This window comes from Spirosoma daeguense, from assembly GCF_054776875.1.
Genome location: NZ_BAAHBF010000003.1, coordinates 696,201 through 712,925, shown reverse-complemented (window position 1 = coordinate 712,925; position 16,725 = coordinate 696,201). Strand labels below are relative to the sequence as shown.

The window sequence follows — 16,725 nt, the reverse complement described above, 5'->3', positions numbered from 1 at the left end:
TATTTATTCTACGAAAATGAAGTTAGCCCAAATGGACGGTCGAGTGGGATATCGTTTTTGTAAAGCGCGCTGTGCATAAACGAACGCTTCACCGGCTTCCGATTTCTGGAGCAGTGCTTTATAGAATTCAGTCATAAATTCTACGGTTTCTTTATCTGGAATTTTTTGCAAACTGATGAGCAACCGTTTAACGCCAGCCTGTTTGAACGCTCGCTGTAGACCAAATACGCCCTCAAAATTTCGAATCTCTCCAAGACCAGTTTCGCAGGCCGATAGAACGACCAATTCGGTTTGGGAAAGGTCTAATTGGCTTATTTCAAAAGCTGTTAATATTCCGTCATCGCCTGTTTTAGATTTTTTACCGCCTTTCCAGGTTGTATTTCCTCCCGCCATGATCAGGCCGGAGCGAAGCATGGCATTTTGAGATGGTCGATAGTCTACTCCTATTGGAACGGATGCTTTTTTTGACTCTTTATCCTGCATCGACGGGACAAAATAGCCGTGAGTGGCAAAATGAATAATACCTGGATTACTCTTAATCAGAGCTTTCACCGATTCTTCGGTAGCCTGATCGTCCATCAGTTTATCAATGCGCCAAGGAATCAAGCGCTGAATTGTGTCGATTTCCTGGCGAGTGCCCGGAAGGCTTTTAAACGATGAAACTGTTTTAAGAAAAGTAGAATCCATATCCATAAAAGCTGATTCGCTCTCTGGTGAAGATCTTAATAAATCTTTATCGTAATTGATACCCCCATACAACTGGATTGGTGAATTTGTTGGTAAGCGGAAGGTATTACGTTTGGCAGCGAGCGTTCTACTACTGGTTATTTGGTGTAAGGTGTATTGATTACCAAGTAAAGTGCCTTTTTTACTCAATGCATAGAACGATACGTTGTGGAGCAAACCCGCTGGGGAATAGTAAATGACGCGGACGTTTTTTAGCAGACTATCAATCGGTTGCCATACCAATCGGTAGAGCGAATCGGACCAAACCTGTCGGCCTATTAATTCTCCTCCACGGCTTGACGACGCTAGGTGGGCAGAGGAGGGATGAGGACTAGATGTTTTGGGCTGAGTGATAGGGGGTACCACTTTAGGATTTAGAAATCGCTTTAATTGTCGTTCTTCACCTAAAGGCACGAAAACAGGCTGATCGAAATCGGGACGTAACACTAAAGCGGCATACATGATGCTGTCGGCCCAGCGATTGGGTTGACGCAAATGGAAGGTAACGAACTCAACAGCAGCTTCGTTGGCCGATAAACCCGCCTTTATAGACTGCCAGTTGATATTCTGCCGTTCTTTAAATTGCCTGAATGCCTTGGTTGTTCTAATTAATTTCTCCTCGTATTCCCCTACTTGAATATCAAGCTTGTCCAAATTTGGATCTTGTTGCGCAAAAGGAGCCTGCTGTTTTTCGATTAATTTTTTACGAAGAGTAAGCCACGTCTCAACATCTCGTTTGGTGGTAGGGTCTGTAATAGAATCAAGCAAACTGGCGAGCTGACGATTTGATCCTAATACAGCTCCTTTCAGAGCTAGCTCTTCATTATAGATGAGTTCAGCCAACGATTTATATGTTGGATTTGCCAATAGAAAGGAACGGTGAAAATCCAATGATTCAAGTTCATCCTCAATTAGTCGTTGTCGGCCTCGTTCGTCCGAAACAGTAAAGAGGTTGAACAGACGATCCAGAAGCCCGTCCGTCAGTTTAGGCATTTGTTTAGCAACTTCAGCGGGCTTCTGTAGACGCCATTGGCTATAACACCAGTTCTCTAACGTACCTAGCTCAAGAGGGCTGTTGGCATGATTCGTTTTTTTCAAGGCCAACAATGCTTCACCTAATGCTGCGGCAGCCGCCTCGTCATTTTTAAAGTCTAACTCAATGGAACCAATATTGTTGAGCAATGAAGCATAGACGAACGGATCGCCTGTTGCTTGCTTTTCCATGAACGATTTGCATCGTTTTAAAAGCTGCAATGCTTCCTCTTTACGATCCAATCGAACATAGAAATAAGCGAGGTTTAGTAAGGCTGGAAAATATCTTGGATGGTCTTCACCAATCAGGTCTTTTAAACCTTTCACCACTTCTTCCATCAAATTAGCCCCTTTCTGCCACTGTTTTATCCCTACGACAGAAGCTGCAAGATTTTGCTTAATGGTCAAATACATAATCAGGTCTTGTTTATTCAACCCACGTTTTTCCATAGTCTGCAATGCCTGAGCGAATTGTATACCAGCCCTAGAGTAATTACCCATGTCTGAGTAAAGCATACCTAAGCCGTTCAGCAACGAAGGAAGTGCCGTTGCCTGGGCATTCGGATGTTTTTTTTCGTACCGAATGCCCGTCTCATACGTTGCAATGGCGTCTGTGTATCGTTCGGTCTGAGTATAGATAGATGCCAGAATACTATAGTAGGATGGTAAACTACCTGGACTTTCGCGCCCAAGAATAGGTAAGACAGAGTTAAGCCGACGTTCGTTTTCCTCCAATTTATGATTGATTAATAGCGACACGGAGGCTAAGTTGGCAACCGTCATGGCATAGTCATAACTTTCAGAGCCGAATAGCTTCGCTTCTACCTGCAGGGCTTCCTCCTCGACTCCAATAGCGTCAGTGTAATTGCCCCCCTGATAGAGTTTGTTGAATAGGGCATGAAGTACTCGGACATATCGCTTATCGGTTCGTCCGAAGCGTTCTTCTGCTTGTTTTTTTATAGCTTTCCAGTCTGTTTGCGTTTGGGCGTATAACAAACTAACTGGCAGCAAAATAAGGAGTAGGGTACCTACGTAGTGTGGCTTCATAGTGTTTTTCTTTTGTTCTGATTACTGCCTACCGAATCGGTCTTTGTGACTCAACCAACATAATAAATATGAGTCAAATTATTTATAATTTCATCTGATTATATTTTATTCGTAACAGCTGGTTCAATAACACCTGTATGGCCTATTTTCAATTTGACTTCTCTTTATTATCGCCCCGCAAAAATGATGTTCAGCAGGATAGGCAATTTTATCAGGTTTTTGTTTCGGGGGTAGCTTTCGATTCGTTAGTATTTATCAACAAAAAAGCAACGGCTTACGCTGAACTGCTCGAACAGGGGAAAACCCTACCAAAAGAATGGCCCGATCTATTGTTCGAAGATTATGGTAATTTACTGGAAGAAGATGAAGAAAATGAATTAATGGTGCTAATAGAAGCTAATGATCTTGCCAACCTAATCACTCGATTGAAGGCAATTGAACGCCGATATGAATCCTTTTATTTTGAACAAGTTGATGACCGGCTCCATAGTATAGACAGTGCATTCGTCGAAGCCGAAGACCGAACGGGCTTTCAAATGGACTATGAGGTAACCCAGAAATTGCACCGATATCATACTGATCTCAAATTAACCGAACTAGTACAGTCGATTCGCCTATTGAGAGAGAATACATATCCAACAACCCTAGCAACTTTTTGGAACATTACCTATGGTCCCCTCGAACATCATGTGCTCGCAAACAGTGGCGAAGCTGATGATGCCGAAGCACTCTGGGATAATACCTTAGCTAAACTTACAACAAAGATTGAATATGGCCCCTTCCATCCTTCAGGTTATCAATGGTACCTGAAAAAGGCACTGATGAGTAGTTTCTTTCAAACCATTGCCCGGCGAAGATGGCTCGATGAGTTGAGAAAAAATAAGCGCCATCGACTGGCCATTTTTAAAGTGGTCGAAACCTTTACCCGGTCCACTCCAACATTAATTGAACAGATTATTGACAGTAAAGCGCTGGAAAAAGCGCTCAGTCAGTTGGGAGAACCGTGTGCATCGATAATCCGGCTACATTGGTTAGAAGAGAAGAAACTTAGTGAGGTGGCACAGATTCTTAAGCTTTCTCATGGTCATGTACGTACCATTCATCGGAATTGTCTTGATACGTTAAGTCAGTTAGTACGTAAACATTTTGATTAGTATTGAACTATGGCTAATGATAAAGAAACCCGCGATATACTTGCTTATATACAAGGCCTACTACCCAATGCCCGTCGGGTAGCGTTTGAAGCGCGGCTTCAATCGGATACTGCCCTGCAGGAAAAAGTAGCCAGGTATAAACAAACAGTAACCGGTCTGCGCCATATGGCTGCATTAGAGCGAATGCGCCAGGTACAAAATGTGACGGAACAGAAGCCCTTACCTATTGTTCGACCGTTGTGGCAAACTCCACAATTTATCGGTTCATTAGCCGCTTCCATAGCGCTTTTACTGATCATCGGAGCAGGTTTGTACCGGACCTATTTCAGTCCAGCCCGTCAGGCGTTCGATACGTACTATCGCCCTGATAATGGCTTCAGAGGAGCCGAAGCAAATTGTGAAGCAATAACTGATATAATTCAGCTATATCAGAAGGAACAGTATGAGCAGGCCCTTCAAAAAATAAATCAACGTTCAGATGCTTCGACGCCCTGTGTACGTTACGAGAAAGGACTTATTCAGTTAGCACTGGGCGAGCCCGAAGCGGCCATTGCTTTATTTGAACAAATGGGCCAGCTTAACGATAAGCTCCTTTCTCAAAAACGAAATTGGTATCTGAGTCTGGCTTACCTACGTAACAATCAGCCCAATGAGGCCCGTCGACTATTAAATCAGATAATTACTTCAGACAATCATCCATTTGCCAGAACTGCCCAACGGGTGTTAGAACGCTTAAATCCATAAAATGTAATGAAATTTACAGGATTGATTGCCTGGGTGATGTGGCTGACAATGGGAGTGGACAGTCAGGCGGCACCTCGCAAAAAAGCATTATTGATTGGCATTGCTAACTACGCTACCGCCGGCTTAGGATGGGGTAATCTGCCAGTAGATCGGGATCTGGGCTTGATGAGGCAGATTTTAAGTGAGCAGGGGTTCAATCAGCCAAACTCTATTCAAACTATTACCAATGGAGCTGCGACTTATAAAGGCATCAATGAGAAATTTCGGCAATTTATTGATGAGTTAGCAACAGGCGACCTCGTTATTGTCCATTTTGCCGGGCATGGTCAGCAGATTTCAGACAACAATGGTGACGAAAAAGATGATGCATGGGATGAATGCTTTGTGCCTTTTGATGCACCAGTAAGTTTGAAAATAGCCCCCAAGTACCTCGGCGAAAAACACATTCGGGACGATCTTATCGGAATGTGGATTCGGGATATACGACAACGGATCGGACCAGGAGGGCATTTATTATTGTTAATGGACACCTGTTATTCGGGCGATATTTCGAGAGGGGAACTAAGTGTCCGGGGAGGGGAACCACCAATCCGGCTACCCTATCACAAAACACTTACAGCTACCGGTACAAACACCACCGACTATTCAGATTATCTGGAGCGAGGTGGAACTTCATCAACCCGTGCTGGGCGGTTTGTGCTGATAACTGCATCTGAAAAAAATGAATTAAACGCGAATGCAAAGGATGAACTAGGGAAACCCATTGGGGCTCTTACGTATGCATTCAGCCGGGCCGTTCGTCAGTTGAAGAGCAATGATTCGTATCGAAAGCTTTTTAATAAAATAGCTACGTTCATTGCCGAACAATCAACCACCCAGAATCCTACCCTGGAAGGTGACGCTGACGTAGCTGTGTTTGGAGGCAATTTTATTGATCGAAAAACCGGCCTCCGTTTAACGGATGTATCTAAAATCAGTCAACGGTTGGTTGAAGTGACAGGCGGGTATGCATCGGCCATTTTCGAACGCGCCAGTATGGCTTTTTATAGCTCGGAGCAGAACCGTGGTGGGGCACCTATGGCCATCGGCCGGGTTGTTGAATCATCGCTGACCCATTCAGTTGTCGCAATCGACAGTGGGGTCGTTCAGGGAAACCTGGACAGCATACGGGTCATTGAAAAAGAAAAAGCATTTGGCAATTGGCAAATTAAAGTGTCTTTTTCGCCCCGCCTTTCAACAGCATTACATCAATCGTTAACCGAAACATTAACCGCAAAGCAAGCGATACGTATTCAAAACAAAGGCTCAGATATACAGATCGACCAGCGAAATAACTTCGTTTTGCTGCGGATGACGGATACGTATCAACACTTCGATTCCATACCATTGGACTCACCAGATATTGCTGCATTCTGCCTACATCGAATTCTGAACTATGGGCAAGCTAAATTGCTACGGGGATTAACGCTCAATAACGACCAATATGCCATCCAAGCTGAATTGTTGCCCGTCCTTACAGATCCTACCGGTCAGTTTGTTGTTGATACGGTCAAACGGCTACTGACAGGAACGTTCCCCCGGTTTCCCACCAACGTTCAGGGGCAGTTGACTGTTTTTAACGAGGGCAAACAAGATATCTTTATTACGCTGATCGATATATCACCTGATGGTCGTTTAGCAGTCCTGCTTCCCGACGCGTCGAGTACCGGTCAGGAGAAAGGTATCCGTATTCGCACTGGTCAACGTAGCGAACCGATTTTGTTTCGCTTTTACCCTCCCTATGGAACCGAAGTCTATAAATTGATTGCTACGCCTAGCCCATTGCCTGTGGAAACTACTGTTCGAAGCGGAGGAGATATGGTGACGGATTCTGATAATCCGGTAATTCAACTATTCAACAGTACTTATCGTGGCGAATCCCCTCGAAAAATACCGCTGAGTGAAGGGGCTACCACGACCATTACGTTTCAGATTACCCCGCCCCTCCGGTAATTATCTGCCTGTTCAGCACGTATCAGAAAACCCATTCAGATCAGGATGGGCTTTCTGATATTTTTTTGTTAGCCACCTGACATTCTGGATACCTTCTTCGATACAGGGACAAATAGCTGAGGAAAGAGTCAGGAAATTCAAAAGATCAGAAAAAAATGCCTGTGCCTGTCACATTTACCGGCTCAGCAGGCAGTAACCTTTTGAAGCCAGATTTCTGATGTTCTACCCAAGTAATTTTCATCCTTTTACGTCAAAACTATTATGCGTAAATCCGTACTATTTCTCTTGTTAACCGTATTATCGGTTAGTATCTATCTTCAGGGTTGCTCGCCTAAAGCGCAACCAACAGTTAAAGTGATCACGGCCCCCGGCACCACGGGTAACGCCGAGAATCTTACTCGTGAGACCAGCGAACCCTCGGATGAGTTTTATCCACGTGTCAGCTCGGATGGTCGCTATTTGTTTTATAATGTTATTGAAACAACTACAACCCGGACCGGTGGCGGTGGGTTTGGTGCCCTCATGAAAGCGCTGGATGGCGATCTTTCTGGTTACACGCCTGATATCAAAACGAACAAAAAAACTAAAATTGTTCGCAAGGAAATAGGTAGCCCAACTACTAATCCCTTGAAAGACAATGCAGCTGATGCTACCCAAATGCCCAATGGCAATATTCTATTTACATACGTATTACCTGTAAAGCCTGTAATTGCCTACAGTTCGCCCGATGGAGTGGGAATCAACTACGTTTCTCAGGGGGCTCTCGGTGACGATGACTCTCAACCAGTTATTTCACGTGATGGGACTAAAATTGTCTTTACCACACTGATTGGTGATAATCGCATGATCTGTTCTATGGATCAGAAAGGCGGAAACTTCACGGTAATTACCGAAGGCTACAAACCTATTTTCCATCCAACTGATCCGAACAAGCTGGTATACAACTTTGTGGTTGAAAAACACTCACAGATTTTTACACTGGATTTAAAAACGGGTCAGAAATCGCAGCTAACCACAGGCGATTACAACAACAAAGATGCTGCCTTCTCCGTCGACGGTCAATTCATCGCTTTCGTTAGCAACCGAGAGAATCCTAAGCTATCCCGTCACCATGTATATGTCATGCGTAGCAATGGCACGGACGTGAAGCAGATTACACAGGGAGAAACCGACGAAGCCGACCCCGCCTGGGGCCAGGATGGCATGTTGTATTTCGCGTGCGATGCCGCTAAAAACTACAGTATCTGGAAAGCCCGCCCTCGTCTTTCTTCAAGCACAACCGGAACGGTGACTACTCGTTAACTCGGATTTGGTTTCCTTCATCAAGCTTCTATTCATACCATTTTCTTTTTGCCATGAAAAATCATCTGATTTCAGTAGCTCTGTTTGGTTTGTTGTGCCTGGCTGGTAAAAGCTCATATGGCCAGGAGATTACCCAGATTGTGAAATACTCACCACTGCTCAATGTCGGTTATGAACGGGTTCTCACCCCTAAAAAATCTGTATATGTCGGAGCCAGTCTCTTCCCAATTGCCCAGGCTGATATTACCGCCTTTGGAATAAAAGGAGAGTATCGATTCTATACGGGCCAAAACAAGCCTGCCCCCTATGGATTTTGGGTAGCGCCCACAGCCTTACTCTGGTACGTGCGATTCAATGACTTTCTGGGAGAATCTTCCGGAGTAGGCGTTGTGATGCTGGGCGGCATAACCGGTTATCAATTTATTATTCACAATCGTGTCAGTATTGAACCATGCTTAGGATTAGGAGCTGGATTTTCACTGGGTGTCAATGAAACAGATTCGGGGATCTTCGGAGGTGGTGTTACGCCCCTCGGGGGACTACGTTTAGGTCTGGTACTGGGTAAATAATAATTGGTTATAACTATGAGAACTACACATCCAATACTAAAAAAAACGACGGTCATTGCGCTATTAGGATTTTGGCTATGTTTTTCGGGCTGTGCTTCTTCGGATGAGGAAGTGATACCATCCGCTACCGATGAGCGGCTTTCTTTCAAGATTAATGGAACGGAGTATTCAGGAAGTGCTTCCTCACTGGGTGACGACGACTATTTTTATTTATGGGGAGTAGCCTCTATTAACGATTATGACGGGTACTCCATTCAGCTTGAACTGAACAACCCCAAGGTAGGAACGTTTACGGCTCCCAAAAATAGCCTAAAGGCTTCTGTTGCCAGTTTAAAAGGGACAATTGCCAACCCCAAAATTCAGGAATACAAAATGCCCACGAACGGGAAAGGTACATTTACCTTAAGTCGGTTTGACACAAAAGGGTACGCCGAGGGAACATTTTCATTCACTGGCCAGACGGACACTGGCCAAAAGCTGGAAGTGACGGATGGGAAGTTCCGGATTGATTTGCGGTAGCTATAACCTGTATTAACATGCTGAAAACTACTTTATTCCGCTCAATTACGCTATTATTCCTTTTAACTGGCTGCCTGCTTCCTTCTTCCTGCCGCCGAACGCTGGATTATCAACTGGAGACTATTCATCCAACTCAATATCAGCCGCCTGCTCAGGGTACCATTCAGGTTGATGGGCCTGTTGAGTTAAAAGGGAAGCTGTTTGTCATCGACAGTACAACGACTGACAATATCATTTCGTTTACGAGCAAGCAATTAGTGCTGAAAAAGTCAGCCTCCCTGCGAAACGCTAGAGTCGCGAGTTTGCTAGGCGCTAACACCATTGTGCCCGGAGACTTTATTGCATCCGACGTTTCAGAGAAGGCCCCCAGAGGATTTTTAAAGAAAGTTACCGACAAAGTCGAGTCAGCAACTGAAATTACATTTACCGTTGAAAATGCTCCATATGACGAAGTTTTTGAACGGGCCAGTTTTGCGATAGAGGGCGGTATTGCTCAGACCTTCAGCTTGGACCGAACGCTATCAGGAGAACTGGGTGTTGCAGGAGCGTCTATTACAATGAAGGGAGCCCTGCGCCCCCAAGGTAAACTTCGGATTGAGGTTACCGTCGCTAAAGGCTCACTTGAACACGCTGCTGCTAAAGCAGTATTTAGTCGCAATGTACAGATAGGAGTCAGCGGAACCGTCGGATTGACTATTCCTCCTAAACCCTTCGAACTCATTCGTGTATCGTTAGCACCCATCCGGGTTATTCTCTGGGTTCCTACCCCTTTTGGGGTACCGTTACCAGTACCCATTATTCTAACTCCCGACTTTGTGGGAAATTTAGTCCTGTCTGCCGGTATCGAGGGAGGGTTTGAGGCCAACTTGGTGAACATTAGCGATTCGTTTACATATGGCATCAGCTGGGATAAAGGACCTGATGGGAAATTTAAAACTAACTTAATCAAAGAACAAGACCCCAAAGAGGGCGAAACGCTCGCCAATAAGCCCGATGTTACGCTCAAAGCAGGGGGCTTTATTCAGACTGGTTTACGGCCCGAACTAGAGTTTTCTTTTTACGATTGGGATGGCTTTACGTTTGGCGTGGGCGGAGAAATATTTGGAAGGCTCGACGCTGTCTGTAGCACATCGACTAAACCCGACGAAAAAGACCAGTTGGAGATTAAATTGAGCGGAGGTATCAAAACCGATCTGTTTGCACGGCTCAATATGTTCACAAAGGATGCTCCGGAAATTGACAAGGAAAAAAATGTACAAGGTTCTGTCACGTTTGGGGTTAGCTATAAAAAAATAAAGAGCGACTGGTGTAGTAACAATACTATGCCGATTTCCAACAATACGGAGTCAGCGGCTGTGGCAGTCAGCACAGGCGATCCGCATTTAAGCACTTTTGACAGAAAAGGCTATAGCTTTCAGGCAGTTGGCGAATTTGTGGCTGTGCGCTCCACAACACCTGGCGACAATTTTGAGATTCAGGTACGGCAGGAACCCCAAACGAACTCCACTCAAGTGTCGTTGAATACGGGTTTGGCAATCCGTACTGGAAGTGGTAGCGAGGTTGTGTGCGTTTATCCTGACCGGGTTTATCTTAATGGGCAGAACATAGGTGCTGTTTCAGGAGAACGAGCCCTGGCGAATGGCGGAAAACTCATTATAGAACCCAATCATTTGAGTGTACGGACGGCATTAGGAGACCAAATAGACATTCGATTGTTTGGGTCAACGCTGGATTATGATCTTGTACTTTCTACTAACCGAACGGGTCGGATAAAAGGGCTATTTGGCAATTATGACGGGGCAGCCGCTAATGATCTTGTACGAGGAGATAATGGTTCGCCTGTTCAAAATACATTTATCGGGCTCTACCCGGCGTATGCAGATAGCTGGCGGATTAGGCAGGCAGAGTCGCTGTTCGTCTACGAAACTGGAAAAAATACAGAAACGTATACAGATCGTAGTTTTCCCCGGACAGCCGTAACCCTAACGGCTCAGCAACGCGCATCGGCAGAAGCAGTCTGCAGGGCGGCTGGAGTGACAGATCCGCTGGCACTCAGCAATTGTATTGTAGATGTAGCGATGACGAACAATTCAACGTTTGCTAATCGCGCGCTGGATTTCCAGCTAACGACTTCGGCCTTAAATGCTTTTTCAGTGGGTGAATTCTCCACATCTGATGTTCAGTTGGAGTATTATGGAGCCACTACCGAGAATCGAGCCGCCGTTTTAGACACACGTTCCAATGGATTTTCGCGGATAGTGATGCGGCAGGGGGTTAATATTCGTCGGGGTTTTTCTACTGAATTTAATTTCTCTACCGCTGAATTAGATCCGTCTTCCTGCTTCTATTTAGCCCTGTGGCCAACAGATACTAAAACCAGAAGTGGTAGCCAACAGCGAGTTGGTTTTTGTTTCGGATACATGAATGGGCATTACACAGCTTTCTACCAGCTAACCGCTGGTGGCTCATCGAGCACATTGGCAGAGAGCCATATAGCCAATTTTGTCGATGGTAGAACCCACAAGGTTCGAATAACAGAATACCCATTAGCCAACGGTAGGTGGCAAGTAGATATGTTTCTTGATAATCTTGTTACTCCCTCCTATTCGGTTGTGAACAATGAATCAATTGCCGACCAGATTGATGTCAATAGCGGTGTTGGTTATATCGAGTTTCAGATTAATCAGGGCTCTCCTTCTATCGTTAAGCTCTTTAACTGGCAGTACAAAACCTTATAGACTTAGGATGTCATGAAATGGATACTAATTATCGGGTTATTAGGTATAGAACTTGTAACTTCTGTCAGAGCCCAAACGACGTCAGCCAGCGATCATTCTGGAAGTCAATTTGATTCGAATGTTTCAATGATCAATAAACCGCTAACTCCTGGCCGATGGAATTTGCTATTTTATGGAAACCTGAACAGGGCTTTAGCTCCCTTATCGGGTGATTGGGCTGATACAGAAAGAGGTGTAGGAATGGACTGGGGTGTAGGCGGAGGAGCACAGGTACAATGGGCATTAGTTCGCTGGCTCGCTGTGGGCTTGAGAGTGAACTATGCCCAATGGCAGGTACAACGCCGTTTTTTTGAAAATAGTACAATAAAGTTCAGCAGCCAACAACAGATGCGTCAGTTGGCTCTAATGGCAACTGTTCGGGTTTACCCCTACCATCAGCTATTTATACAGCCTGTGGGTGGTGGGCAGATTATTGAAATCTCTCATTCTTTTTCAGATACATATCCTGGTAAAAGCAGCGATAAAAAACTACAGGTGTTTCGGCCGGCGATTGGCGGTGTAATTGGTTATGAATTTCGAACAAAACGACTACTTACCGACATTGGTATTCACTACCAGTTCACACCGAACCAGATGCTTCAAAATTTAGATGGGCCGTTTCATTTCATTGGCATTGAGATTAGTATTGGATGGGAGAAAAGATGAACACTAAGAGTTAAGGCCTTGATGCCAGTAATTTAAAAGTTGAAATAGATAAATTTACTAGTACTGCTTAAAGGTTATTTTGTCAAGTATTTTGGCTTTCTGATCAGTAGCTCTCATCACCATGATTAAATTAAGCTCCTCCCAAATATGAGGTACCCCATTTACTGGCTCTTACGCACTTTGTGTGACTGATTAGTTGTTCGGTCTAAATGAGTACTGAACTTCCGTTTCTTGTTTACTTGCCCAATTGCCAAATCATTGAATACCGACCCTTTCAAGAAGACTATAGCCTGACAGCCTTCTCAACCAACAAGCAGGCTAACTGCCCTGTTTGCCAGCAACTATCCAAACGACTGCATGGATTTTCTTTTCGTCAGCCTACGGATTTACCAATCAGCAATAAACCAGTCCAGTTGAGATTACGATTGAGACGATTTCGCTGTTTGAATCCAGCTTGTCCTAAGCGAACTTTTCGTCAGCCTTGCCCGGATTGGCTACCTGTTTATGCCCGTCGAACCAGCCGATTAGCTCATGCTCAATGTAGTGTAGACATGATGTTGGGTGGCAAAGCGGGTAGCCGATTGTTGACTCAACTACATATGTCGACTAGCCATGATACGTTGTTACGGCTCATCCGCAAATGGCAACCGATTGTCACTCAGATACCTCAGGCTTTGGGAGTCGACGACTGGGCGATACGAAAAGCCAAGACGTATGGTACGATTTTAGTTGATCTGGATCGGCATCAACCTATTGATTTACTTGAAGGTCGTACTGCCGAAGGCCTACGAGATTGGCTGAGGGGCCATCCTGGCGTAGAAGTGATAACAAGGGATCGTTCAGGAGAATATGCGCGGGGTGCGCGGGAAGGTGCGCTACAGGCTCAACAGGTTGCCGATCGGTGGCACTTATTACAAAATCTTGAGCCGCTTCGGCGGTCCGAAAGTCTTAGAACGGATACTGACAAACAGCTACCAACGACTGCGGAATCTACTTAAGTCAGAAGCGGAGCCATTAGGTCAGTCTACTAAGAGATTGGCTTACACTCTGCGCGATTATTCACAAAATGAACTGGAAACTCGTCATAATAGCCGGGAAAGGCGATTGGAATATTACCATAAAGTACAACAGTTGCTCCAGGCTAGTTGGTCCGTTCGCCAGATTAGCCGAGAGTTGAACCTGAATCGGACTACAGTGCGACGGTATACCTACGCTGAATCATTCCCGGAGCGAATTCGTCGTCCCACAGGCCGCAGTATGTTAACCCCTTACCTGGCTTATTTAGAGCAGCGCTATCAAGCGGGGTGTCATAATGCCCAACAGTTATGGCGAGAGCTTTGTGAGCAAGGCTACCCCGGCTCGGATAGTCAACCCACTAAATGGCTCAGTCGACGCCGTGCGGAGGACCCACCAGTGACTGAAGGCCAGGCATTTGCAGACAAGCTATTAGCGAATCAGCCGCTTATTAATCCGCCCAAACCACCCATTGAATTACCCTCTACCCAACAACTTGCCTGGCTGATGGTTCGCCCAGTCTCTCAGTTAGAGGAGATTGATCGACAACTTCTAATCCATGTCTGTCAGAACACCGTTATTAACCAAGTCTACAAACTAGCTAAGGAGTTTGCCGCAATGGTTCGACATGGCCATCGCGAATGGCTTCCTGAACGATGGAGTAGCGGTCATCGGGGGTAAAACTTCGCCTAATTTTGCTCATGATTTCTGAATGTAAAAGGACTAAACTGTTTTTGCAATTTTGTCCAGCCATTCAGGGGGTTAAGACACCGACGTTCAAGCTGCCTTAGCCACTGAATGGAGTAACGGGCAAACCGAGGGTCAAGTGACTAGAGTTAAACTAATCAAGCGCCAGATGTACGGGCGAGCCAAGCTAGACTTGTTGCGGCAACGGGTACTCTATCGGTGCTGAACCACACAAAGTGCGTAAGAGCCAGTTTACTGGGAGGAGGTCAATCCTATAATCGACAGTAGTTTGGATTAATCAGAACCTGCATTAGTTATCATCACTTCTTAAGTCGTCGATAGAGAATGAATTAACATTATGCCTCGGAGGGTCGATCACGCCCCATCCTTTTCTCGCTTCTCCTTCCAGGTAATCTTTAATTTTTTCGATTTTTTTTTGCTTGATTCCATCGTTTAAACCTTCCAAAATTGAGAATGGAACAACTACACAAGTATAAGCCACAGTAACCACTCCTGAATCTCGCTCCCCAACAAGAGTACCAATAAAACGTTCTGTTGTTTTTATAAGCCCCCTCTCCCGTATAAGCATAGTCAAGAAAAGTGGCCCTCCCTCATTAGATAATAACTGCCCAAATAAATAATTTGACCAAACATTAAACGATCCTTTGTAATCAGAATGAATTTTAGTCCGTTCATGTATAAAACCAGTTTCTAAACTTTGCAAATGCTCATAAGTTCCATTTAGAGTTTTTGTCTCAGCATAAAGACTCAAGTTCAATTTGTCTTGAAAAAACTCCATCCGATTCTCAGTGCTATCTCCTTTAGGATGTTTCTTTACGTAAAAAACATGATAGTCACCTAAATACGAGTATATTGACTCCTTCTCCTCTTTTTCAGCAGATGGAGTCAATGAATACTTTTCAAGCCATTGTTGGAAGCCCCTTAGATAATATATGTGATCATCAATTGAAGTTAATCTATTCAACTGCTTATCCCTTAGATAACGTAAGACCAAATCTTCTCCAATTATTAGATCCTCAGTTGAAGATGTGACATGTTTAACTTCTAGTGCCTGTTTGGGGGCAGCAAGCATTATTATGGATTTAGTTAAGTATTTCTTTACATGTGGAGTTTTCGAAAAAAATGTAAAATGCCCTACGCAAATTTCACGTTTGCTAATGCTAGCAACTTTCTGTGTAAACAGAATCATGTGTGCATATTGTTCATCCCGGTCTTCGAGTATAAAAATAGTTCTACCCTTTTTATCGGTTAATGCAATACCCTTATATATTGTATCTGCTTCATATACTTCTTCATCAGGATTATATCGAGTCAGAATTTTGACCGTATAAAAACCTTCTTCGTTTACAGAATCACTTACAGTTAATATCATTCGTTGCGCCCCCCCCTTTTGGTGACGCTTGTACATATACCAGTACGAACCCGCGAATCCGTCTACTAAATTTGGTTGCAGCAGGTTATTGAGAAGTCTATGCGTAGCAGAATTATCACCGGCTATTTCTTTTAACTTTTTGAATTGCCAGCTAATAGTATCCGGATTCCATTCAAATATATTACCAAATAAACTTATTAGCTTATCAGAAATATCCGTATACTTATCAGATTTGCCGGCCCAATCTTCAGTGAAGATATCATTAGTAGAAATTTCTACCGAATTCTTTTTTTTAAGTTCAGAAAATTTATCTATAGATATTTCCCCATCCTTAGGACGAAGTAAAAGTTTTGCCCATTGGTCATTCTTTTTACCAATCAGCTCGCAAAAAATAGCATGAGAAAACTGCTCCGTTTTGTAGTTATCTTCAGAGAGATGGTTTTTTAAGACGTTCCAATTACGTCTTATAAATGGATGAATTCTATGCAATTTTAAGCGTTCAGTAAAATGCGTTATAGAAGGCATGGAACAATTGGTAGTAATTTATCAGTAAAGCAGGCTATTAGAATATTCTAACAGTGAACAGGACAAAATAGCAATATACAGCAATATACAGCAATATACAGCAACAAAATTTTCCTCCTTTTGCCAAATACCATATTGCCGTTGCTTGCGTTCAATAAGAATTTTGTACTAACCAAAACGGTCTTAAAGCATCCTAAATCGCCAAGGGGTACAATGAAAATACTTCACGACAACTTTTACTATCATCCACCACCACACGATGTAGTAGTTTCCATCTCTCATGTTTTGGTATAATCAACCGAGAGTTGTTCTCTCACAAATGAAAATAATATGAATAAAATATATACGCTAGGTCTCACTCTTGTTTTAGCAGTATTTTTCTTTAATAATAGTTACTCCCAAACTGCTATAAGCGGTACTATTTCTGGCACGCTAACAAAGGCTAACAGTCCTTATTTACTCAATGGAGCCGTAACTGTTCCAAGTGGACAGACACTTATTATTGCCCCCGGAGTGACCATTGAGGCACCCGCTTACAATGCCAGTCTGCAGATCAACGGCACCCTGCTGGCTCAAGG

At 44.1% G+C, this 16,725-nt stretch carries 13 protein-coding genes; 11 read left to right on the top strand and 2 right to left on the bottom strand.

Going from position 1 to position 16,725, the window contains the following annotated elements:
• Positions 1-3 precede the first annotated feature (3 nt).
• Positions 4-2,805 (bottom strand): CHAT domain-containing protein, encoded by a 2,802-nt coding sequence (locus ACYVD4_RS11980; protein WP_460945801.1) that lies wholly within the window; start codon positions 2,803-2,805, stop codon positions 4-6.
• A gap of 137 nt (positions 2,806-2,942) precedes the next feature.
• Between ACYVD4_RS11980 and ACYVD4_RS11975 the strand changes: the two genes are divergently transcribed.
• From ACYVD4_RS11975 to ACYVD4_RS11930, 10 genes are all read left to right on the top strand, one after another.
• Positions 2,943-3,959 carry an RNA polymerase sigma factor gene (locus ACYVD4_RS11975; RefSeq protein ID WP_460945799.1) on the top strand — a complete coding sequence of 339 codons (1,017 nt, stop codon included), beginning with the start codon at positions 2,943-2,945 and terminating at the stop codon, positions 3,957-3,959.
• Between the two features lie 9 nt (positions 3,960-3,968).
• Positions 3,969-4,703, top strand: a complete 735-nt coding sequence (locus tag ACYVD4_RS11970) for a hypothetical protein (RefSeq protein ID WP_460945797.1) — start codon at positions 3,969-3,971, stop codon at positions 4,701-4,703.
• 6 nt (positions 4,704-4,709) lie between these two features.
• On the top strand, positions 4,710-6,695 hold the full coding sequence (locus ACYVD4_RS11965) for a caspase family protein (RefSeq protein WP_460945795.1): 1,986 nt from the start codon (positions 4,710-4,712) through the stop codon (positions 6,693-6,695).
• A gap of 261 nt (positions 6,696-6,956) precedes the next feature.
• A complete protein-coding gene (locus ACYVD4_RS11960; protein WP_460945793.1) occupies positions 6,957-7,997 on the top strand; it encodes a TolB family protein in 1,041 nt (346 codons plus the stop codon).
• 53 nt (positions 7,998-8,050) lie between these two features.
• Positions 8,051-8,566, top strand: coding sequence for a DUF3575 domain-containing protein (locus ACYVD4_RS11955; protein WP_460945791.1), 516 nt, complete (start codon positions 8,051-8,053; stop codon positions 8,564-8,566).
• A 15-nt stretch (positions 8,567-8,581) separates the two neighbouring features.
• Entirely contained in the window at positions 8,582-9,085 is a 504-nt protein-coding gene (locus ACYVD4_RS11950) for a hypothetical protein (RefSeq protein WP_460945789.1), read from the top strand.
• A gap of 17 nt (positions 9,086-9,102) precedes the next feature.
• Positions 9,103-11,823: a VWD domain-containing protein gene (locus tag ACYVD4_RS11945; RefSeq protein ID WP_460945787.1), complete on the top strand. Its 2,721-nt coding sequence runs from the start codon at positions 9,103-9,105 to the stop codon at positions 11,821-11,823.
• A 12-nt stretch (positions 11,824-11,835) separates the two neighbouring features.
• Positions 11,836-12,528 (top strand): hypothetical protein, encoded by a 693-nt coding sequence (locus ACYVD4_RS11940; protein WP_460945785.1) that lies wholly within the window; start codon positions 11,836-11,838, stop codon positions 12,526-12,528.
• A gap of 209 nt (positions 12,529-12,737) precedes the next feature.
• Positions 12,738-13,526, top strand: a complete 789-nt coding sequence (locus ACYVD4_RS11935) for an ISL3 family transposase (protein WP_460945783.1) — start codon at positions 12,738-12,740, stop codon at positions 13,524-13,526.
• A 37-nt stretch (positions 13,527-13,563) separates the two neighbouring features.
• Complete coding sequence (locus tag ACYVD4_RS11930) at positions 13,564-14,223, top strand: hypothetical protein (protein WP_460945781.1); 660 nt, start codon at positions 13,564-13,566, stop codon at positions 14,221-14,223.
• A 316-nt stretch (positions 14,224-14,539) separates the two neighbouring features.
• Here the strand turns inward: ACYVD4_RS11930 and ACYVD4_RS11925 are convergent, their stop codons facing one another.
• On the bottom strand, positions 14,540-16,147 hold the full coding sequence (locus tag ACYVD4_RS11925) for a hypothetical protein (protein WP_460945778.1): 1,608 nt from the start codon (positions 16,145-16,147) through the stop codon (positions 14,540-14,542).
• 330 nt (positions 16,148-16,477) lie between these two features.
• On the opposite strand from ACYVD4_RS11925, the gene ACYVD4_RS11920 reads away from it, so the two are divergent.
• Positions 16,478-16,725 (top strand): hypothetical protein (locus ACYVD4_RS11920; protein WP_460945776.1); only part of this gene is annotated, 248 nt, incomplete at its 3' end.